Source organism: Kitasatospora sp. NPDC058162, assembly GCF_042884005.1.
Classification (GTDB): domain Bacteria; phylum Actinomycetota; class Actinomycetes; order Streptomycetales; family Streptomycetaceae; genus Kitasatospora.
The window spans coordinates 62,340-85,177 of sequence record NZ_JBHVUS010000023.1; the positions used below are offsets into that span (position 1 = coordinate 62,340).

At 71.7% G+C, this 22,838-nt stretch carries 20 protein-coding genes and 1 pseudogene; 11 read left to right on the forward strand and 10 right to left on the reverse strand.

The window, feature by feature from the left end; genetic code table 11:
• The first annotated feature begins 423 nt into the window (after positions 1 to 423).
• Complete coding sequence (locus ACFVXG_RS31335) at positions 424 to 1,701, forward strand: lysine N(6)-hydroxylase/L-ornithine N(5)-oxygenase family protein (protein ID WP_387932257.1); 1,278 nt, start codon at positions 424 to 426, stop codon at positions 1,699 to 1,701.
• Positions 1,702 to 1,768: 67 nt separating this feature from the next.
• Complete coding sequence (locus ACFVXG_RS31340; RefSeq protein ID WP_387932258.1) at positions 1,769 to 2,419, forward strand: FMN-binding negative transcriptional regulator; 651 nt, start codon at positions 1,769 to 1,771, stop codon at positions 2,417 to 2,419.
• A 75-nt stretch (positions 2,420 to 2,494) separates the two neighbouring features.
• Here ACFVXG_RS31340 and ACFVXG_RS31345 read toward each other — a convergent pair whose 3' ends face one another.
• Genes ACFVXG_RS31345 through ACFVXG_RS31355 form a run of 3 tightly spaced genes read right to left on the reverse strand, consistent with a single transcriptional unit; the run spans position 2,495 to position 6,645 of the window.
• Positions 2,495 to 2,707: an MbtH family protein gene (locus ACFVXG_RS31345; RefSeq protein WP_387932260.1), complete on the reverse strand. Its 213-nt coding sequence runs from the start codon at positions 2,705 to 2,707 to the stop codon at positions 2,495 to 2,497.
• A gap of 30 nt (positions 2,708 to 2,737) precedes the next feature.
• Positions 2,738 to 4,126, reverse strand: coding sequence for a serine hydroxymethyltransferase (gene glyA / locus ACFVXG_RS31350; protein WP_387932262.1), 1,389 nt, complete (start codon positions 4,124 to 4,126; stop codon positions 2,738 to 2,740).
• Between the two features lie 14 nt (positions 4,127 to 4,140).
• The gene (locus ACFVXG_RS31355; RefSeq protein WP_387932264.1) at positions 4,141 to 6,645 is read right to left on the reverse strand and encodes an amino acid adenylation domain-containing protein; all 2,505 of its coding nucleotides are present in this window, start codon (positions 6,643 to 6,645) and stop codon (positions 4,141 to 4,143) included.
• Positions 6,646 to 6,937: 292 nt separating this feature from the next.
• Between ACFVXG_RS31355 and ACFVXG_RS31360 the strand changes: the two genes are divergently transcribed.
• Positions 6,938 to 8,314, forward strand: a complete 1,377-nt coding sequence (locus ACFVXG_RS31360; protein WP_387932266.1) for a condensation domain-containing protein — start codon at positions 6,938 to 6,940, stop codon at positions 8,312 to 8,314.
• Entirely contained in the window at positions 8,314 to 10,659 is a 2,346-nt protein-coding gene (locus tag ACFVXG_RS31365) for a non-ribosomal peptide synthetase (protein ID WP_387932267.1), read from the forward strand. The genes ACFVXG_RS31360 and ACFVXG_RS31365 overlap by 1 nt, the downstream gene beginning before the upstream one ends.
• Positions 10,660 to 10,704: 45 nt before the next feature.
• On the opposite strand, the gene ACFVXG_RS31370 is transcribed toward ACFVXG_RS31365, so the two are convergent.
• The 4 genes from ACFVXG_RS31370 to ACFVXG_RS31385 form a co-directional block, all read right to left on the reverse strand.
• Positions 10,705 to 11,289 carry an HD family hydrolase gene (locus ACFVXG_RS31370; protein WP_387932268.1) on the reverse strand — a complete coding sequence of 195 codons (585 nt, stop codon included), beginning with the start codon at positions 11,287 to 11,289 and terminating at the stop codon, positions 10,705 to 10,707.
• A gap of 80 nt (positions 11,290 to 11,369) precedes the next feature.
• The gene (locus tag ACFVXG_RS31375; protein ID WP_387932270.1) at positions 11,370 to 11,756 is read right to left on the reverse strand and encodes an ASCH domain-containing protein; all 387 of its coding nucleotides are present in this window, start codon (positions 11,754 to 11,756) and stop codon (positions 11,370 to 11,372) included.
• 308 nt (positions 11,757 to 12,064) lie between these two features.
• On the reverse strand, positions 12,065 to 12,196 hold the full coding sequence (locus tag ACFVXG_RS31380; RefSeq protein ID WP_387932271.1) for a DUF397 domain-containing protein: 132 nt from the start codon (positions 12,194 to 12,196) through the stop codon (positions 12,065 to 12,067).
• On the reverse strand, positions 12,159 to 13,058 hold the full coding sequence (locus tag ACFVXG_RS31385; RefSeq protein WP_387932273.1) for a helix-turn-helix domain-containing protein: 900 nt from the start codon (positions 13,056 to 13,058) through the stop codon (positions 12,159 to 12,161). The genes ACFVXG_RS31380 and ACFVXG_RS31385 overlap by 38 nt, the downstream gene beginning before the upstream one ends.
• A 209-nt stretch (positions 13,059 to 13,267) precedes the next feature.
• On the opposite strand from ACFVXG_RS31385, the gene ACFVXG_RS31390 reads away from it, so the two are divergent.
• The 7 genes and pseudogenes from ACFVXG_RS31390 (at position 13,268) to ACFVXG_RS31420 (ending at position 16,753) form a co-directional block, all read left to right on the forward strand.
• Positions 13,268 to 13,699, forward strand: coding sequence for an ATP-binding protein (locus ACFVXG_RS31390; protein ID WP_387932274.1), 432 nt, complete (start codon positions 13,268 to 13,270; stop codon positions 13,697 to 13,699).
• A 10-nt stretch (positions 13,700 to 13,709) separates the two neighbouring features.
• Positions 13,710 to 14,270, forward strand: a complete 561-nt coding sequence (locus ACFVXG_RS31395; RefSeq protein ID WP_387932276.1) for a hypothetical protein — start codon at positions 13,710 to 13,712, stop codon at positions 14,268 to 14,270.
• Between the two features lie 223 nt (positions 14,271 to 14,493).
• A pseudogene (locus ACFVXG_RS31400) lies at positions 14,494 to 14,655 on the forward strand (ATP-grasp ribosomal peptide maturase); the annotation flags it as partial.
• A 333-nt stretch (positions 14,656 to 14,988) separates the two neighbouring features.
• Complete coding sequence (locus ACFVXG_RS31405) at positions 14,989 to 15,237, forward strand: hypothetical protein (protein WP_387932347.1); 249 nt, start codon at positions 14,989 to 14,991, stop codon at positions 15,235 to 15,237.
• A 151-nt stretch (positions 15,238 to 15,388) separates the two neighbouring features.
• Positions 15,389 to 15,871: a hypothetical protein gene (locus tag ACFVXG_RS31410; protein ID WP_387932278.1), complete on the forward strand. Its 483-nt coding sequence runs from the start codon at positions 15,389 to 15,391 to the stop codon at positions 15,869 to 15,871.
• 121 nt (positions 15,872 to 15,992) lie between these two features.
• The gene (cutA, locus tag ACFVXG_RS31415; RefSeq protein WP_387932280.1) at positions 15,993 to 16,319 is read left to right on the forward strand and encodes a divalent-cation tolerance protein CutA; all 327 of its coding nucleotides are present in this window, start codon (positions 15,993 to 15,995) and stop codon (positions 16,317 to 16,319) included.
• 98 nt (positions 16,320 to 16,417) lie between these two features.
• Complete coding sequence (locus tag ACFVXG_RS31420) at positions 16,418 to 16,753, forward strand: hypothetical protein (protein ID WP_387932281.1); 336 nt, start codon at positions 16,418 to 16,420, stop codon at positions 16,751 to 16,753.
• 52 nt (positions 16,754 to 16,805) lie between these two features.
• Here the strand turns inward: ACFVXG_RS31420 and ACFVXG_RS31425 are convergent, their stop codons facing one another.
• Genes ACFVXG_RS31425 through ACFVXG_RS31435 form a run of 3 tightly spaced genes read right to left on the reverse strand, consistent with a single transcriptional unit; the run spans position 16,806 to position 22,811 of the window.
• Entirely contained in the window at positions 16,806 to 18,347 is a 1,542-nt protein-coding gene (locus ACFVXG_RS31425; protein ID WP_387932283.1) for an AMP-binding protein, read from the reverse strand.
• A 22-nt stretch (positions 18,348 to 18,369) separates the two neighbouring features.
• The gene (locus ACFVXG_RS31430; RefSeq protein WP_387932284.1) at positions 18,370 to 19,578 is read right to left on the reverse strand and encodes an NAD(P)/FAD-dependent oxidoreductase; all 1,209 of its coding nucleotides are present in this window, start codon (positions 19,576 to 19,578) and stop codon (positions 18,370 to 18,372) included.
• Entirely contained in the window at positions 19,575 to 22,811 is a 3,237-nt protein-coding gene (locus ACFVXG_RS31435) for an amino acid adenylation domain-containing protein (protein ID WP_387932285.1), read from the reverse strand. Before ACFVXG_RS31435 ends, ACFVXG_RS31430 begins: the two co-directional genes overlap by 4 nt.
• Positions 22,812 to 22,838: the final 27 nt, after the last annotated feature.

The window sequence follows — 22,838 nt, forward strand, 5'->3', positions numbered from 1 at the left end:
GGTCGCGGATCCCTTCGCGCGAAACCTTGCCCTTGTCAGTGCCCTGGTCAGTTCTTGACGAGAAGTCAGTGAATGGAGTTCGGATACCCGGTGACGAACTCTTTTGCCGAGTCGATGACTTGGGGTACGGCTATGCCCCCACCTCGAACGCTTCGGATGCTATTCAGCGTGACGACACGCCGTCAAGAGTGGATCGGATCCCTTCTCCACGACAACGCCAACTCACCACCGGTGATCGGGATTTTCCCCTTTTGCTTGCACAGCCGGTGGGGCAGCTCCTACTGTCATGGAGTGATCAGGAGCCGCGGCAACGTGCTGCCCTGAACACCGTCATCGGTCGACCGGACTCGACGTCGACCCAGACAGGCCATCCCCAAAAGGGAGAGAGCAGGGAAGTCCGTGGGAGAGCGGCAACGTTCCGGCGTGGTCGCCGGAACCGGCATCGTCGACGTGGCCGGAATCGGCTTCGGCCCCTCGAATCTGGCCCTCGCGGCCGCCATTGCGGAGATCGCCGACGGAGCGCCGGTCACCGCGCGCTTCTTCGAGGCCCAGCCGCGCTTCGGCTGGCACCGGGGCATGCTGATCGAGGGCGCGACCATGCAGGTCTCGTACCTCAAGGACCTCGTGACCATGCGGAACCCGACCAGTCCGTACTCCTTCCTGTGCTATCTGCAGGCCAAGGGCCGGCTGGCGGACTTCATCAACACCAAGTCCTTCTACCCGCTGCGGGTGGAGTTCCACGACTACCTGGAGTGGGTCGCGGAGAGCTTCGCGGACCTCGTCTCCTACGGTTCCCGGGTGGTGTCGGTCGAGCCGGTCGCCGGCGAACAGGGGGTCGAGTTCCTCGACCTGGTGTACGTCGGCCCCGACGGCGCCCGGCAGGTCCAACGTGCCCGCAACCTGGTGGTCGCCGCCGGGATCGAGCCGCGGCTGCCCGCCGAACTGCCCCACTCCCCGCGGATCTGGCACACCTCCCGGTTCCTGTCGGAGGTCGCGCGGATCGAGCCGCAGGACCCCCGCTCCTTCGTGGTGCTGGGCTCGGGCCAGAGCGCGGCGGAGGTGATCGAGCACCTGCACGCGCGCTTCCCGCGGGCGCAGGTGCACTCGGTGCACGCCCGCTACGGGTTCAGCGTCGCCGACGACAGTCCGTTCGCCAACCAGGTGTTCAACCCCGAGGCGGTGGACCGTTTCCACACCGCGCCGGACGAGGTCCGACAGCGCCTGATCGATTATCACGCCGGCACCAACTACTCGGTGGTGGACTCCGATCTGCTGCAGTCGCTGTTCCGGCAGGCGTATCTGGAAAAGGTGGCCGGAAATCCCCGGCTGAATTTCCACAACGTCTCCCGGGTGCGCGAAGTGACGGAAACTCCGGACGGCCTGCGGGTCGACGTCGAATCGCTCTCCTCCGGCACCAGCACCCTCATCGAGGCCCAGGCGCTGGTCTGCGCGACCGGCTACACCCGCACCGACCCGGCCAGCCTCCTGGACGGCCTGCTGCCGTACTGCGGGCTCGACGACCAGGGCCGGCTGCGGCTCGACCGGGAGCACCGGGTGGTGACCGACGAGAGCGTGCGGTGCGGGATCTACGTCCAGGGCTTCGGCGAGCACAGCCACGGCCTCTCCGAGACCCTGCTGTCCCTCTCCGCCGTCCGCGCCGGGGAGATCGGCGACATGCTCGTCAAGGCGCTGTCCGGCTGACCCGCCCGAACGCCTGCCGCCGGGGGCAGACGCCGCTGCGCCGCACCACCGATACCGAGGAGAACGAGTGTTCACGCCGAAGCTCTACCAGGTGGACGGGGACGACTGGCCGCTGGGGGTCATCGAACGGCACCCGCTCGCCGTGCTGACCAGCAACGGGGACCCGACCCCCCACGCCACCCACGTCCCGGTGATCGCGCCGCCCGACGCCGCCGGCGACCCGCTGCTCGGCATGCGGCTGTGGACCCACATGACCCGGGTGAACCCGCACTGGCAGCAGCTCCTCGCCGACGGCGGCGGCCCGGCGAAGCTGGTCTTCCACGGCCCGAACGGCTACGTCACCCCGACCCTCTACTCGGCCCCGATGGTCGCGCCGACCTGGAACTACGTGGCCGTCCACCTGGAGGGCGTGATCGGGCTCGCGCAGGACGACGAGACCCTGACGATCGTCCACACCACCGCCCAGACGCTGGAGGACCGGTTCGGGGACGGCATGCCGCTCGCCCCCTCGCTGGAGTACCACCGGCAGATCGTCGGCGCGGTGGGCGGGATCCACTTCACCGTGACCAAGGTCGAGGTGATGTTCAAGCTGAGCCAGGAGAAGGACCCCGAGGTCCAGCAGCGGGTGATCGACCGCTTCGCCGGCAGCGGCTCCGGGCTGCACCGGGAGGTGGCCGACACCATGCGGGCCCTGCGACTGGGCGCCGACGAGCGCTGAGCTTCGAAGGTCCGGAACGCCGGAGGCCCGGGGCGATACCACCGCCCCGGGCCTCCGGCGTTCCCGCCGAGCCGGTCAGCCCTGGCCGGCGTCCATGGCGCGCCGCAGGCTGAGCGGGCGCATGTCGCTCCACACCTCGGCCACGTGCGCCAGGCACTCCTCGCGGGTCCCCGCGAAGCCCTCGGCCCGCCAGCCCGCCGGGACGTCCCGGTCGGCCGGCCAGACGGAGTACTGCTCCTCGTCGTTGAGGACCACCAGGTACCGGCGGTCGTCGTCGAGCTCACTCATCTGCGGTTTCCTTCCGGAAGGGGCGGGCGGCTAGCTGGTTGCGTAGCCGGGCAGGGGGAACTTGGCCGCCAGCTCGGCGACTTGGGAGGACACCGCGTAGCGGACGTCGTCGGAGAGCTGGTAGCTGCGCGGCCCGAGCGCGGTGACGGCGGACAGCACGGTGTCGATCAGCTCGGCGCAGCGCGACGCCTCCGCCCCGGCCATCCCGCGGTGCGCGGCGCTGTTGGAGCCCAGCCGCACGCCGCCGCCGACCAGCGGCGGAGTGGTGTCGCCGGGCACCCGGTTCTTGTTGACCACGATCCCGCACTCCTCCAGCGCCTCCTCGGCCACCAGCCCGCTGAGGCCGCGAGCCCGCAGGTCGACCAGGACGGTGTGGTTGTCCGTCCCGCCGGAGACGATCGGGTAGCCACGCTGGCCGAGTTCGGCGGCCATGCCGCGAGAGAAGGAGACGATCCGCTCGGTGGTGGCCGCGAAGGCCGGGGTGGCCACGATCGCCAGCGCGCGGGCCTTGGCGGCGATGCTGTTGAGCGCCGGGGCGCCCTGGTAGTACGGGAAGATCGCGCGCTGCAGGAAGGCGCTGAGGTCGCCGTTGCCCTTCGGCGCCGGGGCGTCGTGGTCCCGGCCGACCAGGATCAGGCCGCCGCGCGGGCCGAACAGCTGCTTGTGGGTGCAGGCGGTGGTGATGTGGGCGTGGTCGACCGGGCTCGGGTGCAGGCCGGTCGCGACCAGTCCGGCGACGTGCGAGATGTCGGCCAGCAGGTAGGCGCCGACCTCGTCGGCGATGACCCGGAAGCGGGCGAAGTCGACGATCCGGCTGTACGCGGTGGCCCCGCAGATGATCACCCGGGGGCGGTGCTCCCGGGCCAGCTCGGCCACCTGGCCGTAGTCGATCAGCCCGTCCGCGTCCAGCCCGTACCCGACGGCGTCGAAGTACTGCCCGGCGTACGCGGCCGGGCTGCCGTGGGTGAGGTGGCCGCCCTCGGCCAGGGTCATCCCCAGCAGGGTGTCCCCGGGGTTCAACAGGGCGGACAGCACCGCGTAGTTGGCGGTGGTCGCCGAGTGCGCCTGGACGTTGGCGTAGCGGGCGCCGAAGACGCTCTTGGCGCGGTCGATCGCCAGGCTCTCGATGTCGTCGATGACACCGCAGCCGGCGTGGTAGCGGCGGCCCGGGTAGCCCTCCGCGGTCACGTTCACCGCGGTCGAGGCCTGGGCGGCCAGCACCGAGGGGTCGACCACGCTGGAGGAGGCCACCAGCGACAGGGTGGCGTTCTGCCGGGCCTGCTCGCGGGCCAGCACCCGGTGGAGCTCCGGGTCGTCGGCGGCGAGCCGCTCGGCGCCCGCGACCAGCAGGTCGCGCACGGTGTCCTCGGTGTCCTCGGCGTCCTCCGGGGCGCGGCCGGGGGCGGGTGAAACTGACATGGGACCGTCCTTCGTCAGAGCGGCCGGGCGAGTTCACGTGCCAACTCGGCCACGGTGGGGAAGTCGAACAGGGTCCAGACGTCGAGGTCCACTCCGAGCGCGGCCCGGATCCGGGTCGCCAGCTTCACGGCGGCCAGCGAGTGGCCGCCCAATTCGAAGTAGTCCTCGTGGAGGCCGACCTCGGCGACGCCCAGCGACTGGGCGAACAGCGCGCGCAGGGTCGTCTCCAGGTCGGGCCCGATGTCCTCGGTGTCCTCGGCGTTCCCGGCGTTCCCGGCGTTCCCGGCTTCGTCGGCGGGGGCGGGCACGGAGGCGGGAGCGGGAGCGGGGGTGGCCCGGGCCGGATCGGCCGGGCGGGCCGGGCGGGCGAGCTCGGCCAGCGCACGCCGGTCGAGCTTGCCGTTCGTCGAGGTGGGCAGCGCCTCGAGGGCCGTGAACTGCTTCGGCACCATGTAGGCGGGCAGCGCCCGGGCCAGCGCGGCCCGGCAGGCCTCCGGGTCGAACGCACCCGGATCGAAGGCGCCCGGGTCGATGGCGCCCGGCCGGTCGGGCACCACGAAGGCGGCCAGCCGCCGGGCGCCGTCCTCGCCGACCGGGAGCACGGCGGCCTGCCCGACCCCGGGCAGTCCGCGCAGCACGGTCTCGATCTCGCCCGGTTCGATCCGGAAGCCGCTGATCTTGACCTGGTCGTCGAGCCGCCCGAGGTACTCGATCTGCCCGTCGGTGCGGTACCGGGCGAGGTCGCCGGTGCGGTACAGCCGCCCGCCCGGGGTGAAGGGGTCGGCGACGAACCGCTCCCGGGTCAGCTCCGGCTGCCGGTGGTAGCCGAGGGCGACCTGGACGCCGCCGATGCACAGCTCGCCCGCCACCCCGACCGGCACCGGCTCCAACTGCTCGTCGACCACGTACAGCCCGGTGTTGGCGATCGGCCGGCCGATCGGCACGTCCCGCCCGGCGAAGTCCGGCGCGGCCTGCCAGTGCGAGACCTCGATGGAGGCCTCGGTGGGGCCGTAGAGGTTGTGCAGTTCACAGTCCAGCTCACGGAAGAAGGCCCGGACGGTGGGCGGGGCGAGCGCCTCGCCGCTGGCGAAGACCAGCCGCAGGCTCCCGCAGTGCCCGGCCAGGTCGTCCTCCTCCAGGAAGGCGTCCAGCATGGAGGGCACGAAGTGGACGACGGTGACGCCCCGGTCGCGGATGGTCCGCTTGAGGTAGCGGGTGTCCCGGTGGCCGCCGGGGCGGGCGACCACCAGGCAGGCACCGGAGACCAGCGGCCAGAGGAACTCCCAGGCGGAGACGTCGAATCCGAACGGGGTCTTCTGCAGCACCCGGTCGGCCGGGCCGAGCGGGAAGCGCCGCCGCCGCCAGTGGACGGTGTTGAACACGCCCGCGTGGCGGTTCAGCACGCCCTTGGGGCGGCCGGTGGAGCCGGAGGTGTAGATCAGGTAGACCGGGGTGTCGCCGGTGATCTCCGGGCGCTCCGACTGCTCCCCCGACTCCTCCCCCGGTTCCTCGACGGCCTGTTCGACGGTCAGCGCGACAACTCCCGGGCGGGACAGGGCCTCGACGTCCTCCGGGCGGCACAGCACGGTGGCGGCGCCGGAGTCCTCGACCATGTACCGGACCCGGTCGGCGGGCAGTTCGGGATCGAGCGGCACGTAGGCGAGCCCGGCCTTGAGCACCCCGAGGATCGCCACCACCAGCTCGACCGAGCGCTCCAGGTGGATCCCGACGAAGCCGGAGCCCGCCGTCGCGTTCAGCCGGCGGCTCACCAGCCCGGCGCGCCGGTCGAGTTCGGCGTAGCCGATCACCTCGCCCTCGAACTCCACGGCGGGGGCGGCCGGGGTCGCCCGCACCTGCTCCTCGAAGGCGGCCACCACGGTCGAGTCCGGGTACGGCGTGCGGGTGCCGTTCCAGTCCGCGAGGATCCGCTCGCGCTCCTCCGCCGAGCCGAACCGGGCCAGCCGGGCCGGTCCTTCGGGGTCGGTGACCAGCGCGGCCAGCAGCCGGGCGGCGTGCTCCAGGACCCGGGCGGCGGTGGGCTCGTCCAGCAGCGCCGGGTCGTACGCGGCCTCCAGCAGGGCGCCGGGCCCGGCGTCGGCCGGGCGCAGCCGGATCGTCAGCGGGGCCTCGGCCTCTGAATCGGAATCGGCCACCCCGCCTTCGCCCAGCGCCACTTGACGCCCCAGCTGCTGCCGGATCCGCCGCAGGTCGGCGCCGTCGTCGACGGTGACGCGCACCGGCTCGGGCCCGCCCAGCGTCAACTGGACGTCCTGCTGGCCCGCGTAGTGGTGCAGCAGCACCGCGAGCACGGCCGCGAGCACCGCGTCCGGCCCGCCGTCGGGTTCCTCCGCTTCCTCCGCGAGGCGCAGGAATCGGGCCAGGACCGGTTCCGGAACCGGATGCGTACGCGAACTGCCGCGATTGACGGGCTGATTGGCGAGCCACCGATCGCACGGCAACCGCACCAGGCCCACGGCCGCCGTCGTGACGAGGCCGCCGGCCACGTGTGTGCCGGTCATTCGCGACTCCCGGGAAGTGAGCATGCACCGGACAGGTTCGAGATCAAGGGATACCGCACCCGCCGATGTATGACAACCAACTCCTTTTCCCGCTGGAGTTTTCCGGCCCACCCACGGGGAGGATCTTCCGCAGAGTGCGTACGGCTGACAGACTGGACCGTGATCGCCCGCCGGCCGGCGCAACTCCTTCCCGGCGCGGGCCGGGATTCCCGGGCACCGATGTCCCGATCCCGTCCGACGTCCCCGGCCCCTTCGGACGTCCCGACCTCTCCAGCGAAGCGATGGGAGCACGATGCCCGGTTCCGTCGGCGCGACCGACCCGGCCGAGCGGTACGAACTGTCCTCCGGTCAGGAGGCGTTGTGGATGTTCGAGCAGCTGGCCCCCGGCACCGCCGCCTACCACGTCCCGCTCGCCTTCCGGCTGCGCGGCCCGCTGCGGGCCGACCTGCTGCGGGCCGCGCTGACCCTGGTGGTGCGCCGCCAGGAGGTGCTGCGCACCGCCTTCCGCGAGGACGACGGCGACCCGTACCAGCTGGTCCTCCCGCCCGCCGAGGCCGATTTGCCGCTGCACGAGGTCGCCGACGGGGCCGAACTCGCGGACGCGCTGCACCGGGAGGCCCGCGAGCCGTTCGACCTCGCGGCGGGCCGACCGTTCCGGCTGCGGCTGTTCCGGCTCGGGCCCGAGGAACACGTGCTCAGCCTGGTGATGCATCACATCGCCACCGACGGCTGGTCGTTGCGATTGCTCATCGACGAACTCTCCGCCGGGTACGCCGCGCTGCTGGCCGGCAAAGACCCGGAGACGGTGCTGCCCGAACTGCCGGTCCCGTACCAGCGGTACGCCCGGTGGCAGCGGGAGTGCTTCCAGGGGCCCGAGCTGGAGGAGCTGCTCGGCCACTGGGCGCAGGAGCTGCGGGACCTCCCGGCCGTCGACCTCGCGCCCGGGCGCAGCCGCCGCGGGCGGCCGTCCTTCGCCGCCGACCGCCTGGTGGTACGGCTCGACCCGGGGCTGCACAGCGCGCTCACCCAACTGGCCCGGGCCGCCGGGGTGTCGCTGTTCTCCCTGCTCGGCGCGGCCTTCGCCCTCGCCCTGACCGAGCGCACCGGACGCCGCGACACCGCCTTCGCCACCCTCCTCGCCGGCCGCGGCGAGCCGGAACTCGAACCGCTGATCGGCTACTTCGTCAACATGGTGGTGCTGCGCGCCGACCTCTCCGACGACCCGGCCTTCTACGAGGTGTCCGCCCGGCTGAACGCCGCCACCCTGCGGGCCATCGACTACGAGGTGCCCTTCGGCACCGTGGTGCGCCGGCTCGCCCCCGCGCGCCGGCCCGGGCGCAACCCGCTGGCCCAGGTCACCATGCAGCTGCGCACCGGCGGCAGCGCTCCGGGCCGCCCGGAGCTGCCGGGCGTGACCAGCGAGGACATCGACCTGTACCCCGGGCAGCACGCCTTCGACGCCACGGTGACCTTCATCGAGGACGGCCCGGACTTCCTGCTCAGCATCGAGTACTCGACCGAGGCCTTCGACGCGCCGTGGGCCGCCGGTCTGGCCGACCAGCTGCGGGGACTGCTCCGGATAGTCGTGGACCGTCCCGGCACCCGCGCCCGCAAGCTGCTCGCCGCCGTCGCCCGCCCCCCTCACGAACCCGACCAGGGAGCCTCCTGATGACCGAGCACGCCGATCCCGTCCTCCCGGTGCTGTGGAGCGACCGCACCGACGCCGTCGAGTCCGAGCCGCTGACCGGCCTGCGGGCGGCCGCCCCGGCGGACCTCGCCGCCGCGTTGGGCGCGCTGGTGCTGCGCTACGGCGGCCTGCGGCCGGTCACCGTGTGGGGCCGCGCCGACGGGCAGCGGGAGTGGACGGCCTGGCGGCTCGAACCCGCAGAACTGGCCGGAACCGGATCCTCCACCCCCACGCTCGGGGACTGCCGGGCCGCCTTCGCCGGGCGCGCGGTGACGTCCGGGGACGGCGTGGAGCTGTCGGTCGACCCGCAGACCTCGCCCGCCGTGTTCGCCCTCTCCCCGGCCGCCGACGGCGGCTGGACGCTGCGCGTGCGCTCCGCCGCCCGGCCGGACGACGAGCGGGCGCTGGACCGGGTCGCCGCCCACCTGGCCGCCTACCTCGGCGCCCCCGACGAGCAGCGGATCGACCTGGTCGAGCACCTCACCGCTGCCGAACGCGAGCTGGTCGCGGAGGTGAACCGGCCGGGGCCGGCCCTGGCCGAGCCGGTCTGCCTGCACCGTCGGGTGGAGCAGCAGGCGGCCGCCGCCCCGGAGCGGATCGCCGTGGTCCAGGGCGCGCTCAGCCTGACCTACGGCGAACTCGACGCCCGGGCCGAGGCCCTGGCCGCCCGGATCGCCGGGCTCGGGGTGGGCGTCGGCGGCCGGGTCGGCGTGGCGGCGACCCGCAGCGCGGAGCTGGTGGTGGCGGCGTACGCGGCGCTGAAGACCGGCGCGGCCTTCGTCCCGCTGGACCCGATGCTGCCCGCCCACCGCCGCGAGGTGCTGCACCGGCTCGGCCGGGTGGACGTGGTGGTCGCCGACGCGCTGGGCGCGGAGAACACGGCCACGGACGTACCGGTGATCGCCCTCGGCCCGGCCGGGGGACTGCCGACCGCCCCGAGCGCCCCACTGGTCGACGTTCAGGTGACCGGCCGGGACCTCGCCTACGTGATCTTCACCTCCGGCTCCTCCGGCGAGCCGAAGGGCGCGCTGCTCGACCACGTCGGCCGGACCAGCATGATCCTCGACCTCAGCGCCCGCTACGACCTCGGCCCCGGCGACCGGATCCTCGGCGTCTCCTCGCCGAGCTTCGACATGACGGTCTACGACATGTTCGCCGCGCTGATGACCGGCGCCACCCTCGTCCTGCCGGAGCGCGGCCGGGAGAACGACGTCGAGCACTGGGCCGAGCTGGTCGAGCACGCCGGGATCACCGTCTGGCACTCCGTGCCGTCCTCGCTGGCCCAGTTCCTGCGCACCTGGGGCACCGGCCGCACCGGCGCGCTGCGGGCCTTCCTGCTGGGCGGGGACTGGATCCCGCTGGCCCAGCCGGAGGCCGTCCGCAAGGCCTTCCCGCAGGCCCGCTTCATCAGCCTGGGCGGCGCCACCGAGGTCTCGGTGGACAGCACCTACTACGACGTCGCGGCCGTCGACCCGCGCTGGCGCTCCGTCCCCTACGGGCGGCCGATGACCAACCAGAGCGCCTACGTGCTGGACGCCTTCGGCGCACCGGCCGCGGTGGACCAGCTCGGCGAGCTGTTCCTCGGCGGGCTCGGCGTCGGCTGGGGCTACCAGGACCGGCCCGCCTTCACCGCCGAGCGCTTCCTGCCCGACCCGTTCTCCGCCACCCCCGGCGCCCGGCTGTACCGCACCGGCGACCTGGCCCGGCTGCGGGCGGACGGCGAGCTGGAGCTGATCGGCCGGGTCGACCACCAGGTGAAGATCGGCGGGGTGCGGATCGAGCTCGGCGAGATCCAGTCCTGCCTGCGGGAGCACCCGGCGGTGGCGGACGCCGTCGTGGTGCCGGTGCGCGACTCGGCGGGCATCGCCCAGTCGCTGGCCGCCTACGTGTCGGTGACGGGCGAGGCCTCCGTCGAGGAACTGCGCACCCACCTGCGCGAGCGCCTGCCCGAAAGCATGGTCCCGGCCCGGGTCTTCGCCCTCGCCGAGCTGCCGGTCAACCAGAACGGCAAGATCGCCCGCCCCGAACTGGAACGCCTCGCCGCCGAGGCCGCCGCCCCGCTACCCGATTTCGACCCGGCCGTCCGCACCGCCGTCGGCGAGACCTGGCACGAGGTGCTGGGCCTGCCCGAACTCCCCGGCGCCGCAGATTCGTTCATCGACCTCGGCGGCAACTCCCTCGCCGCCATCCAGGTCGTAGGCCGGCTGAACCGCCGCTTCGGCACCGCACTAAAGGTCGCCGACCTGATCACGGCGGACACCGTAGCCGCAGTCGCCGCCATCGTCACCCAACGCCGCGGCACCAGCAAGCGGCCCTCGCTGCGCTAATGACGGAGGCCCGCCTCACTGAGGCGGGTCTCCGTTCTCCCTGAATCAGCGCAGGTAGGTCTCCCGCCACTCCAGCGTCGTCATGGTCAGCGCCGCCTCCGCCAGGGCCTGCGCGGACGCCGTCTTCAACTTGGCCAGGCTGGAATCGATCCACGACTGAACGTGGGGGTATCCGGACTCCCGGTACTCCACGGCCTGCACCAGACACTCCAGCTTGTCCGCATCGTGGGCGCAGATCACTTCCAGGCTGTCGCCCTGCTCGTACTCCTCCACGATCCGCTGCACCCCTGCCCGCACCGCCGGATGCGCGGTCGCCACCTGGTCGGCAGTGACCGTCTCGTTGGGGGACGCCGAGAGATACCGCCGACCGATGTGCGGAATGTCCCCGATCCGGGTCTCCTGGCTGTCATGAAACGTCGCCAACAGCGCGGCCTTCCCCGGATCGGCGCCTTCCATCATCGCCAGCACCGCCGCAATCACCGACGTGCGCCACGAGTGCTCAGCGATCGACTCCGGATCCCGCACCCCCGCATGCCACCAGCCGGTACGGCGCACCCGCTTGAGCACCCCCATCTCCGCCACGAAGGTCGCCGTGCCGGCCGCGTCCTCCGCGGTGATGTCCTCTGCCATCAGGTACTCCTTCGTACGGATTGCTCGTGCACAGCGTTGGCATCCTCCCCACCCTGAAGGACGGGGACTCCTCCGCCCGTTCAGGCCTCCGCCCTCGCCTCCTGGCCGTTCTGGTCGCCCTCGAGGGTCGGGGAGAGCCGCAGGTGAATCGCCAGGACGCCGAGCGCTTCCTTCTCCGGCGGATAGATCTCACGGCAGGCCGCGAGCAGTTCGAGCCGGTCCATGCCCTCGCTGCCGATCGCCTCGTTGTCCTCGGCATCGAGCATCTCCTCGAAGGACTCGTACTCGGCCACCTTGACCACCTGGGTGCGGCAGCGGGTGTCAGCGGACTCGAAAACGAGCGCCTGGCCAGGGTGGATCCTGCGCATGCTCGGGTAGCCGACACGAACCTCGATCGTCTTGGTGCCGTCCACGATCAGGTCGAGGTAGGGACGGCGGATCTGGATGACGCGGTCATGCTCTGGCACGGGGATCTCCTTCGACCCAGGCCTGCCCGGGCGTGTAGTCGGCGGCCAGCCCGAGTTGGATCGGGCCCGTGGACAGGAGGCGGCACAGCAGGTCCTGGTACTCCCGGCTCAACGCCCTTGCCCGCCTCCCGGTCCTTCCAAGAGCGTTCGGTGAGCCCGACCTTGCGCAGGTTCTCCCGCTCGACCAGGTCGTGCGCCACCTGGACTGCCTCGGCGATGATCCAGCTCATCGCCATCCGGAAGGCCTTCAGCGGGCGGTGGCCGCAGTGCGCCGCGATCTCGTGGGCGGGGTCACCGTCCGGACGGCCCTACGCCGAAAGTTCGCCCTCACGGACGGCCGCTACGAAGGCCGCCCACGCGGTGGCCGAGAAAACGAGGGCCGGACCGTGCGGGTCCTTGGAGTCACGTACGGGGACGAGGCCGGGGAATCCGGGGGCCACCTCGATGCAGTCGCCGCCGTTCGTACCGCTGTAGCTGCTCTTGAGCCAGCTGGCCGCATCGAGCTCGTTGCTCATCATCTCTGAACCCCTCCAGCGCCTCGGCGATCAGCGCAAGCGATTCGGCCGCCGTGAGCGCATCGCCACGCAGCCGATCATAGCGCCGCCGGTGCCCGGACACGATGGCCGGATCGTCGCTGGGACTCCCCATGTCAAGGCTCTCGGAGTACACCGAGTGTCGCCCATCCGGCATCTCCAGAAGAACCATTGACGTGTTGATAATCGTCGCCCGAGCCGCGAACGGCACCACCTGGATGACGATGTTCCCTCGCTGGGCGACGCGCAGCAGGTGCTGCATCTGATGCGCCATCACTCGCGGTCCGCCAACCACCGACCGGATGGCACTTTCATCCAGGAGGACGACCAACTGCGGCCCACCCTCCGCGAGGAACCGCTCCTGCCTCGCAAGCCTCGCCTCGACTCGCTCCTCGATCACTTCAGGGCGTTCATCAGTACCGCCCGCCTCGAACATCGCCCTGGCGTACTCCCTGCACTGCAGCAGCCCATGCATGTAGTTGGCCTGGAACGCCTGGAGCCCAACCGCCTCGGCCTCCGTATCCGCATGGGTCTGGAACCAATCCGGATGCTCCACGCCGGCGTTCCAGTCCACCCGGTCCCAGAGTCGCTTGAGCGACCCGCCGGTATCGAGCAGCACATCGGCTTGCTTGACCATCTCCGGCGGCATGCGCCTCTGGCCCGACTCGTACCTGGTGACATTCGGCCGAGTGCAGTGCAGAAGCTTCGCCAACTGCGCCTGCGTGTAGCCGGCCAGCTCCCGGTAGAACCGGAGCTCTTCGCCGAACATCCTCGCCGAACTAGCCGTCACTTCGCTCTTGAGTCGCCGGTGTGCCATGCCAGACCCCCTGACGTACCACGTGTGCCTGGTACCAGATTTCGGCCATCACCGTACCTCTGCAGCCCCGATGATTGACACCAGAACGCAATCATTTGCATGCATAGCGTGATTGCGCACTACTCCCGCACTCCCCCATCCGCCCCCCGAGGAACTCCCCCATGCCCATCTCCCGCCGCCCCCGCGCGTTCGCCGCCCGCCTCGACTCCCGCGTCGAATCCACCCCCCTGGCCCGGCACTTGCTCCGCGCCTACCTCGCCGCCCTCCCCGCCGGCGACCGCTACCGCGACATCGCCGAACTCCTCCTCGGCGAACTCTTCGCCAACGCCGTCCAGCACACCGACGCCCCCGACGACCGCCTCATCGAAATCCGCTTCGCCCTCACCAACGGCCTCCTCCTCCGTCTCGAAGTCCACGACGCCGGAAGCGGCCGCCCCACCCTCAACTCCCCCGCTTTCGATGACGAACACGGGCGCGGGCTGTTCCTCGTCAACGAGCTCTCCGCCCGGTGGGGCTGCTGCCCCCGCGCCGGCGGCATCGGCAAGTTCGTCTGGGCCCTCATCGCCCCCACCCCCTTCCCCCTCGCCGCCTGAAAGCCACCCCATGCACCTGCCCACCCTCGCCCGCCAGACCCTCTCCTCCGGCCGCACCCCCGCCGAGACCTACGCCCTCCTCGTCCGCCGCACCGGCCAGCCCCTGCCCTCCGCCCGCGCCGTCTGCGAAGCCCTCGACATCCCCACCGCCGAAGCCACCATCCGCCTCAACGACTGCTACGACGCCCTCCTCGCCAACCCCCGCCCCGGAACCGAGACCGACACCGGCGAACTCCTCGAAGCCCTCGGCGTCTTCGACACCCCCAAGCAGCTCACCCCCACCGAACTCGCCATCGTCGACCACTTCCTCACCGCCATCGACGCCCACGGCGGCATCCGCGCCGGCCACCAACACGGCCTCACCCGCTGGTTCACCACCGGCAACCTCACCACCGCCTACCTCTCCCTCACCGCCACCCACCCCAACCCCACCACCGGCAACCCCACCCAGTACTGGACCACCCTCATCACCGCCGGCGAACTCCTCACCACCACCCCCGCCCCCGACCCCCGCATCAAACCCGCCCTCGCTCACTGCCGCACCCAAGCAGCCCGAGCCGCTCCCGCATAGGAAGTCGACCCCGCCGACTTCCTATGCAACACCCCCCGCTATCCGCGCCACCGACTGCCGCCTGCGGCACATCCCCCTCACCGGCGTCGAACCTGGCCACCCCTGGTGAACGGGGTCTGTGGGCGAAGCCTCCAGGAACTCTCTGTTCCCTCATCTCAGCGGAGCTGCTCAGGTCCTGTTGAGGCGGGCGGCGGCCGAGGAGACTGGTCCATCGCCGCCCCGCTTCGGGCTGGTCTTCGGTGCTTTCGACTTCGCGGTGGACCAGCAGGGTCGATGGTGGTTCCTGGAGTGCAATCCGTCCGGCCAGTGGTACTGGCTGGAGCCCGAGACCGGCCTGCCGATGCTCACGGCGATGGCCGACCTGCTGGAGAGGAAGACCGGATGACCCGGATCGACGGCGACAGCGCCCACGTGCGCCGGGCACTCGCCGACAGCCTGGTCGAGCGCGGGGTCCTGCGGACCGAGCCGTGGCGCGAGGCGGTGGAGGCCGTGCCCCGTGAGGCGTTCCTGCGCGGCGGATGGTTCGATGCCGTCCCCGGCTCCGCGCCGACGGCCTGGCGTCCCGTCATGCCCGGCTCGCCGGATTGGCTTGAGCAGTGCTACCGGGACGAGTCCCTGGTCACGCAGGTCGCCGGGACGATCGTGCCCGGCGACCTGCGGGGCGAGATCATGCGGACCCCGACGTCCTCCAGCACCATGCCGGGACCTGGTGGTGCGCATGTGGGAGGACCTACAGGTCGAGGACGGCCACCGGGTCCTCGAAGCGGGCACCGGCACCGGCTACTCGACCGCGCTGGGCTGCCACCGGCTGGGCGAGGACCAGATCGTCTCCATGCGTCGGCACGCACGGTCTTCCACTCGGGTCACGGGGCGTAGAGAACTCCATGATCTTGGAAGCCGTGCCTGCCTTCTTCACACACGCCGCTTCGCGCCCGCGTACGATCACCAGCCGTCGCCGATGAAGTGAGGCTGGATCGATGCCCCGTACCCCAACGCCGATACACCTGACCGCTGTCACCCTGGCCTTGACCGCTCTGCTGGCTTGCGCAGCCTGCGCTGGACAGACGAATGTCGTGTCGTCCGCTCCCGTGTCGTCCGCTCTCGTCCCGTCCGCTCCCGTGCCGACGAGTGCCGCCGCGTCCGCCGTCGCCGCAAGCCCGCCGTCGAGCTCGGGCCGACCGGATCAGCAGCAGCTGGACACGGCCGCGGATGCGGTCTCACACCTCGGCGGCTCCTACCAGGATGTCTTCACTGGCCTGATGGTGGACGTTCCGGGCGGTTGCGTCATCGTCTACCGGAAGAGGGGCGGTGGCGGCTTCGACGCCGCCCTCGCCCACCTGGGTCTGGGCGTGCGCGTGGACCTGCGCGACGCGCCGCGCTCGATCAGCGAGCTGGCCGCCACCCGCAACCGGGTCGCGGCACTCATAGGGCACACGAGCGACTACAGCATCGTCAGTGTGGGCGACGGCTCGGAGGTGAGCTTCACTCGCGGCGTGGTGGAGGTCGGCGTCAGCGGAAATCTGGCCAGCGCCCAGGCAGACCTGCGCGGCCGCTTCGGTGACCGGGTCACTGTCTCAGTCGCCCAACCGCTCTACGGCTGACCGGACCCTCCGCCCCGCGTTCGGCTGTCAGAGCTGCACTCCTCGGCCCTCTGGTGATCACAAACCGGACGCCATCCGACTACGCCGAAGCCCTGGGCCGGAACTGGGTACGGTTTGCCGCATGACGAATCGTGACTTCATCGTCGTTTCGACCACCCATGATGCCGAGCACAAGGCACGGGAGCTGGCTGCCCTGGTGGTCCGCCAGCGGCTGGCGGCCTGCGCGCAGGTGTACCCGGTGCGGTCGGTGTACTGGTGGGACGGCGAGGTGCAGGACGCGGAGGAGTGGCGGGTCGATCTCAAGACCCGCGCTGATCTCGCCGACAAGCTGGCCGAGTTCATCGGCGAGAACCACAGCTACGACACCCCGGAGATCATCGGCGTACCGGTGGTCACCGGCTCGACCGCCTACCTGGACTGGGTGAACACGGAGACGCGCACCGGCTGAGTGGCTACGCGACGCTAGCCCTGAACTCTTCTCGTTGTCCCGACCAGGTCCAAGGCCCCTGTCCCGCGCCAACACATAACGCCCCAAGGGGGTTTCCTGTGTACGTCGCAGCACCCGCACTACGCACTCTGTCCGAGATCATCGTCAGCCCGAACGTCGGCGCCGTACACCTTCGCCGGGTAGGCGAGGTTCTGGTCGCCTGGGCCGAGATGAACGAGAGAATCCTCGGCACGGACAAGAGCCCGATCCGGGGTGATGATCTCGATGAGCTGCTGTTCAGTATCGCCGACATAGAAGACGCCTACGTCGAGGCATGGCACGCGTGCGAAGAAGGAACCAACGACTGGCGTACAGCCGAGGGCCTGTCCGCATTGGAGGCCACACTGAGACGTGCCGCCGAATACTTCCTCGAAGTCGCGTCGCGGCGCGGCTGAATTCCTTCCCGGCCGGCCGTTCAGCGGAACAGCCGGCCGGATCACCCAGGGTTCAGCGTTGCTCGGCGAGCGTCCGGGCCACCGCGTCCCGGTCGACCTTGCCGCTGTGGGTGCGGGGCAGGGTGGCGACGGTGGTGAAGGTGCGGGGGATGTACGGGTCCGGGAGGTGGCGGCGGAGTTCGTCCGCCGCGCGGGCCGGGTCGAGTGGGGCGGCGCCCGCGTCCACGGTCACCGCGCAGTGGAGGGAGCGGGAGCCCTGGCCGTCGTCCAGGGCGACGCAGACGGCGGCGGAGACGGTCGGCAGGTCCAGCAGGCGGACCTCTATCTCCAGCAGGTTGACCCGGTAGCCGCGGATCTTCACGTCCTTGTCCCGGCGGGCCAGGAAGGTCACCGCGCCGTCCTCCAGCCGGACCAGGTCCCCGGTACGGAAGGCCGCGGTGTGCCCGTGCGGGGTCGGGTCGACGGTGACGAAGCGCTTGGCGTTCAGCTCCGGCTGGTTGAGGTAGCCGGGCGACAGCGGCGCCCCGGCCACCAGCAGTTCTCCGACGTTCGGCTCGGCCGCGTCCAGCGGGTCGATCAGCAGCTCGCAGCCCGGCAGCGGCACCCCGATCGGCGGCAGCGCGGGCCAGGAGTCGCTGGGGCCGGTCAGGGTGTGAGCCGTCACCATCGCGGACTCGCTCTGCCCGTAGTGGTTGTTCAGGCGGCACTGCGGCAGCCGGGCGAACAGCTCGCGGATGTCGGGCGTGCAGACCAGCTGCTCGCCGGCCGCGTTGACCTCGGCCAGCGCCAGGTGGTCCAGCGACTCCTCCTCGGCGGCCGCCACGGCGAGCATCTGCAGGGCGACGTACGGCAGGAACAGCCGCTCGATCCGGTGCTCCGCCAGCCACTCCAGCAGCTCGAAGGGGTCCTGCCGCAGCTCCTCCGGCACCACGACCAGCGTGCCACCGCCGCACAGCGTACCCAGCACCTCCTGGAAGGAGACGTCGAAGTTGAGCGGGGCGAACTGGGCGGTGCGCAGGTCCCGGCGGACGGAGTGGTCGCGCTGCCAGTCGGCCATGGTGTCCAGGCAGCTGTGCGGCACGGACACGCCCTTGGGCAGGCCGGTGGAGCCGGAGGTGTAGATGATGTACGTCCACAGCTCGGGGCGGCAGTCCACCTTCGCGGCCGTGCCGGTGGTCGGCAAGCCGGCGATCGGCAGGCTCGGCACCGGCACCTCGAACTCCGGCGGCGCGTCCGCGTACAGCACCAGGCCAGCGCCGCTGTCCTTGAGCATGTGGGCGAGCCGGGCCGCCGGGTACTCGCGGTCCAGCGGGAGGTAGGTGGCACCCGCCCACATGGTGCCGAGCAGCGCGGCCACCACCGCGGCGCTGCGCCGCCCGGTGACCGCGACCCGGTCCTCGGGGCCGATCCCGGCCGCGGCCAGGCCGTCGGCGATGCCCTTGACCCGGGCCAGCAGCTCGCCGTAGGTCAGGCTCAGCTCGCCGTCGACCACGGCGGTCGCGCCGGGCGTGGCGAGGGCCTGCTCCTCGAACGCGGCCAGCAGGCAGGGCGGGTGGGACTCGCCGCCCCAGAGCGAGAGTGGAGCGGGACTCATGCGGTTCCTCCAGATAAGGGGGTCAGAACTGGTCGTCCTCGTCGAAGTCCTCGTCAAGGAAGTCGTCGTCGAAGAGTTCGTCGATGGAGAGCATCCCGGCGACGACGGCGAAGTAGCGGCCGGTCAGTTCGGGGGACGCGCCGATGGTGCGCAGCAGCTCCAGCCGGGTCGGCGTGACGGTGAGCCTGGCCAGCTCCAGGGTGCTCTGGTACGGCTCGGTCAGCTCCTCGTCCCGGCGACGGGTGAACCGGGCCAGGGCGGCGTCCAGTCGGGCCCGGTCGGCCGTCCCCGCCGTCAACTCCTCGGCCAGGAAGGCGGCCTGGAGCAGGGCGTTGGTGATGCCGCGGGCGCTGATGGTGTCCAGGTGGTGCCCGGCGTCGCCGACCAGCACCCAGCCGGGGCCGTGGGCGCGGCGGAAGTAGTTCTGCTGGTCGCCGGTCCCGACGATCGCCTCGATCTGGTCCGCCTCGTCGACCTGCTGGTACAGCTCGGGCGCGGTGGAGCGGACGGCCGCCAGGTGGTGGCGGAACGGGTCCTGCTTGATCTCGGCGAAGCGGTCCTGCGGGAAGTAGGTGGAGATCAGGGTGACGTCGTCGTGGGTGGGGATCCGGACGATCCAGTTGCCGGGGCTCTCGTGGAAGCCGAAGCCGGTGCTGATGCCCGTCCAGCCGGTGTAGTACACGCAGCTGGCCCGCGGATCGCTCACCTCCAGTGGCGCGTCCACGAGTTGGGCCACCCGGGAGCGCATCCCGTCGGCCCCGACCACCAGCCGGGCGTGCTCGGTGCGCAGGCCGGCCGCGGTGCGGAAGCGGACGCCGGTGACCCGTCCGTCGGAGTGCACCAGCTCCTGGAGGTTGGCCCGGTCGACGAACTCGACGCCCGCCTTCACCGCCGCGTCGACCAGCAGCCGGTCCAACACCTGGCGGCGCGGGGCGAAGGCGGCCGGGGCGCCAGGCATCACCGGTGCCGGGGCGGCCAGCCGGACGCCGCCGACCTCGTAGCTGATGGTGTCCAGCGCGGGGCAGCCGGAGTCCAGCAGCGCCGGGAGCACGCCCCACTCGGAGAGCTTGGCCACGCCGGGCTGGTGGATGAACAGGGTGGACATGGTGTCCGAGGGGAAGGCGGCCCGGTCGATCAGCAGCACCTTGTGGCCGGCCCGGGCGAGCAGCAGCGCGGTGGCGGCGCCCGCGACCCGGGCGCCCACCACCACGGTGTCCCAGCCGCCGGTCACGCCTGAGCCTCCACCGGCGTCGCGTCGGCCGCCGGGCTCTCGGCCGCCAGCTTCTCGGCGACCAGCTCCTCCAGCGTCCGCGCCGTGGCCCGTACCGTCGGCTCCGAGTAGAGCGTGACCAGCGGGAACTCCACGCCCAGCCGCTGGCGCACCCGCGCGGTGAACCGGGTGGCGATCAGCGAGTGCCCGCCGAGCGTGAAGAAGCCGTCCTCGGCACCGATCCGCTCGACGCCGAGCAGCTCCCGCCACACCCCGGCGACGAACTGCTCGGAGGGCGTCCTCGGCGCCTCGCCGCCGGAGGCCTGCGAACCGGCCGGTGGCGCGGGTACCTTGAGCGCCTTGCGGTCCACCTTGCCATTGGCGTTCAGCGGGAAGGCCCGTTCGACCACCAGCTGGGCGGGGATCATGTACTGCGGCAGCCACTCCTTGGCGTGCTCGCGGACCGCGTCCAGGGTCGGCGGGTCGGCCGGGTCGGCGGCGGTGACGAAGGCCACCAGCCGCTGGTCCTGGCCCTCCGCCGCGATCACCACCACGGCCTCCCGCACCTGCGGGTGGCCGTGCAACGCCGTCTCGATCTCGCCGAGTTCGACCCGCATGCCGCGGATCTTGACCTGGTGGTCGCTGCGCCCGACGAAGCGGAAGCCGCCGTCGGGGTGCAGCAGGCCCTGGTCTCCGGTGCGGTAGAGCCGCGCGCCGGGGCGGAACGGGTCGGGCAGGAAGGCGCCGGCGGTGCGGGCCGGGTCGTTGAGGTACCCGCGGGCCAGGCCGAGGCCGCCGATGTACAGGTCGCCGACCACGCCGACCGGCACCGGCCGCAGCTCGTCGTCCAGCACGTGCACGGTGTTGTTGTCGAACGGGCGGCCCAGGTCGACCGGTCCGGCGGCGGTCTCGTCAGCCGGGCCGCAGGTGTGGCAGGTCGAGTCGATCGACACCTCGGTGGCGCCCCAGGTGTTGTGCAGCGCGCCCGGCATCAGCCGGTGGAAGCGCTCGACGGTCGCCGCGGTGAGCGCCTCGCCGCTGGAGGTGGTGTTGCGCAGCAGCGGCGGGACCCGCTCGGGTGCCTGCTCCACCAGGTCGAGCACCGCGTTCAGCATGCTGGGGACGACCTGGAGGTACACCGACTCGTAGCGGGTGGCGGCCTCCAGCACCGCCACCGGGTCCCGGTGGCGGCCCGGCTCGAGGACGGCCACCCGGCCGCCGACCGACAGCGGCCAGAAGATCTCCAGGGCGGAGTCGTCGAAGGTCAGCGTGGTCTTGTGCAGCACCGTCTCGCCCCGGGCCAGCCGGTGTCGGCGCTGCATCCAGACCATCCGGTTCACCCAGCCGCGGTGCCGGCTCGCCACGCCCTTGGGCATGCCGGTGGAGCCGGAGGTGTAGTAGACGGAGACCAGGTTCTCGGGGTGCGGGCGCAGGCCCTCTCCCGCACCGGCCGCTCCCGCACCGGCCGGACCGACGGCCGTGAGGTCGAGGTCTGCGGGGTCGACAGTCACCGTGCCCACCGAGGCGGCGTCGATCTCCTCGGCCAGGGCCCGGTCGGCCAGCAGCACCGGCGCGGCGGCGTCGTCCAGGATCTGCCGGATCCGGGCCGGCGGGCTGGCCGGGTCCAGCGGCAGGTAGGCGCCGCCCGCCTTGAGGATGCCGAGCAGCCCCACCACCAGCTCCACCGAGCGTTCCAGGCAGATGCCGACCGCCCGCTCGGGGCCGACGCCCCGGGCCCGCAGCTCCCGGGCCAGCGCACCGGCCCGCTCGTCCAGTTCGCGGTAGCTGAGCCGGGCCGTCCCGGAGACCACCGCGACGTCGTCCGGGGTGCGCGCCGCCTGGGCCTCGAACAGCTCGTGCAGACAGGCGTCGGCCGGGAACTCAGCCTCGGTCGCGTTCACCTCGCGGTCGATGAGGATTTCCGCCGCGGAACGCAGTTCGATTCGAGCCAGCGGTGTCTGCGGATCGGCCAACGCCCCCTCCAGCAAGGCGTGGTAATTCGCGCCGAGCCGGGCGATCGTCGCCTCGTCGAACAGGTCGCTGTCATAGGCGATGACGCCGCTCACGGAACCGTCCGCGGCCCGTGCGAGGTCGAACTCCAGGTCCGTCTGGACGAATCCGGTCGGCACGTTCCAGCGGCTCGTCCGCAGGCCGTCCAACGGGAGGGGGGCCGGGGACTCCTGGTGGTATCCGAATACCGCCTGGACCAACGGGGAGTGGCCGAGCGAACCCTGACTGTCCGTCACCTTGACGATTTCATCGAAAGGCACCGACTGGTTGCGGAATCCCCCGATGAAGGTGGATCGGCAGCGCTGGAGATACTCCGAGAAGCTCTCCCCGCGACGGCTCCGGCTGCGCAGCGGCAGGATGTTGACGAAGAATCCGACGGTCTCGTCGAGGGCGGAGTCGTCCCGGTTGGTGACGGGTGCGCCCACCACCACGTCGCGCTCGCCGCTGTAGATGTGCATCAGCAGGGCGAAGGCGGCCAGCAGCACCACGTAGTCCGTGGTCCGGTGGCGGGCCGCGGTCCGGCGCACCAGCTCGACCAGGTCGGCGTCGAGCGTGAAGTCCAGCAGTTCGCCGCGGAAGCGCTGACGGGCCGGGCGGGGCCGGTCCAGCGGGAGTCGCAGCAGGTCGGGGGCGCCGGCGAGGTGCTCGGCCCAGTAGGCGAGTTGGCGCTCCGCCAGGCCGCCGGCCAGCCGCTCCGCCAGGGCGGCGCCGTACGCGGCGTAGTCGCCGGCCTCCCCCTGGGCGGCCTCCTCGGCGCCGGGCGGGCGGCCGGCCAGCGCCTCCGCGTAGCCCCGGCCGATCTCGGCGGCGATCACGCCGTTCGACCAGCCGTCGGTGATGATGTGATGCAGGTTCAGCAGCAGCGTCCACTCCGTGTCCGCCGAACGGAACAGCCGGAAGTCGAAGACCCCGGGGCGTTCCAGGTCGAACGGCGCCGCGGCGGCCTCGCGCACCCGGGCCCGGAGGGAATCGGGATCCCCCCTCAGGTCGTGCACGGGAAGGCTGAACTCCAGCCGGTCGACGACCACTTGTACGGGCTGGTCGTCGACCACGGAAAAACCGGTCCGCAGGGCGGCGTGCCGGGATATCAGTGCACGGATTGACTGTTCCAGCGCCGGGACATCGAGTTCCCCCCGGATCTCGTGCGCCACCGGGCCGTTGTAGAGCGGGAGTCGCGGATGCAGACTGTGCAGGAGCCACAGCCTGCGCTGTTGCGGCGAGATCGGAACGACACGCTCGGGCATGGGTTGATCCCCCGCTCTCATCACTGC

What these genes read in the sequence shown, in the direction of transcription:
- ACFVXG_RS31345 (WP_387932260.1), bottom strand. Translation starts at nt 2,707, where the DNA reads ATGAGTGAGCTCGACGACGACCGCCGGTACCTGGTGGTCCTCAACGAC.
- glyA (WP_387932262.1), bottom strand. Translation starts at nt 4,126, where the DNA reads ATGTCAGTTTCACCCGCCCCCGGCCGCGCCCCGGAGGACGCCGAGGAC.
- ACFVXG_RS31355 (WP_387932264.1), bottom strand. Translation starts at nt 6,645, where the DNA reads ATGACCGGCACACACGTGGCCGGCGGCCTCGTCACGACGGCGGCCGTG.
- ACFVXG_RS31360 (WP_387932266.1), top strand. Translation starts at nt 6,938, where the DNA reads ATGCCCGGTTCCGTCGGCGCGACCGACCCGGCCGAGCGGTACGAACTG.
- ACFVXG_RS31365 (WP_387932267.1), top strand. Translation starts at nt 8,314, where the DNA reads ATGACCGAGCACGCCGATCCCGTCCTCCCGGTGCTGTGGAGCGACCGC.
- ACFVXG_RS31370 (WP_387932268.1), bottom strand. Translation starts at nt 11,289, where the DNA reads ATGGCAGAGGACATCACCGCGGAGGACGCGGCCGGCACGGCGACCTTC.
- ACFVXG_RS31385 (WP_387932273.1), bottom strand. Translation starts at nt 13,058, where the DNA reads ATGTTCGGCGAAGAGCTCCGGTTCTACCGGGAGCTGGCCGGCTACACG.
- ACFVXG_RS31390 (WP_387932274.1), top strand. Translation starts at nt 13,268, where the DNA reads ATGCCCATCTCCCGCCGCCCCCGCGCGTTCGCCGCCCGCCTCGACTCC.
- ACFVXG_RS31395 (WP_387932276.1), top strand. Translation starts at nt 13,710, where the DNA reads ATGCACCTGCCCACCCTCGCCCGCCAGACCCTCTCCTCCGGCCGCACC.
- ACFVXG_RS31405 (WP_387932347.1), top strand. Translation starts at nt 14,989, where the DNA reads ATGTGGGAGGACCTACAGGTCGAGGACGGCCACCGGGTCCTCGAAGCG.
- cutA (WP_387932280.1), top strand. Translation starts at nt 15,993, where the DNA reads ATGACGAATCGTGACTTCATCGTCGTTTCGACCACCCATGATGCCGAG.
- ACFVXG_RS31425 (WP_387932283.1), bottom strand. Translation starts at nt 18,347, where the DNA reads ATGAGTCCCGCTCCACTCTCGCTCTGGGGCGGCGAGTCCCACCCGCCC.
- ACFVXG_RS31435 (WP_387932285.1), bottom strand. Translation starts at nt 22,811, where the DNA reads ATGCCCGAGCGTGTCGTTCCGATCTCGCCGCAACAGCGCAGGCTGTGG.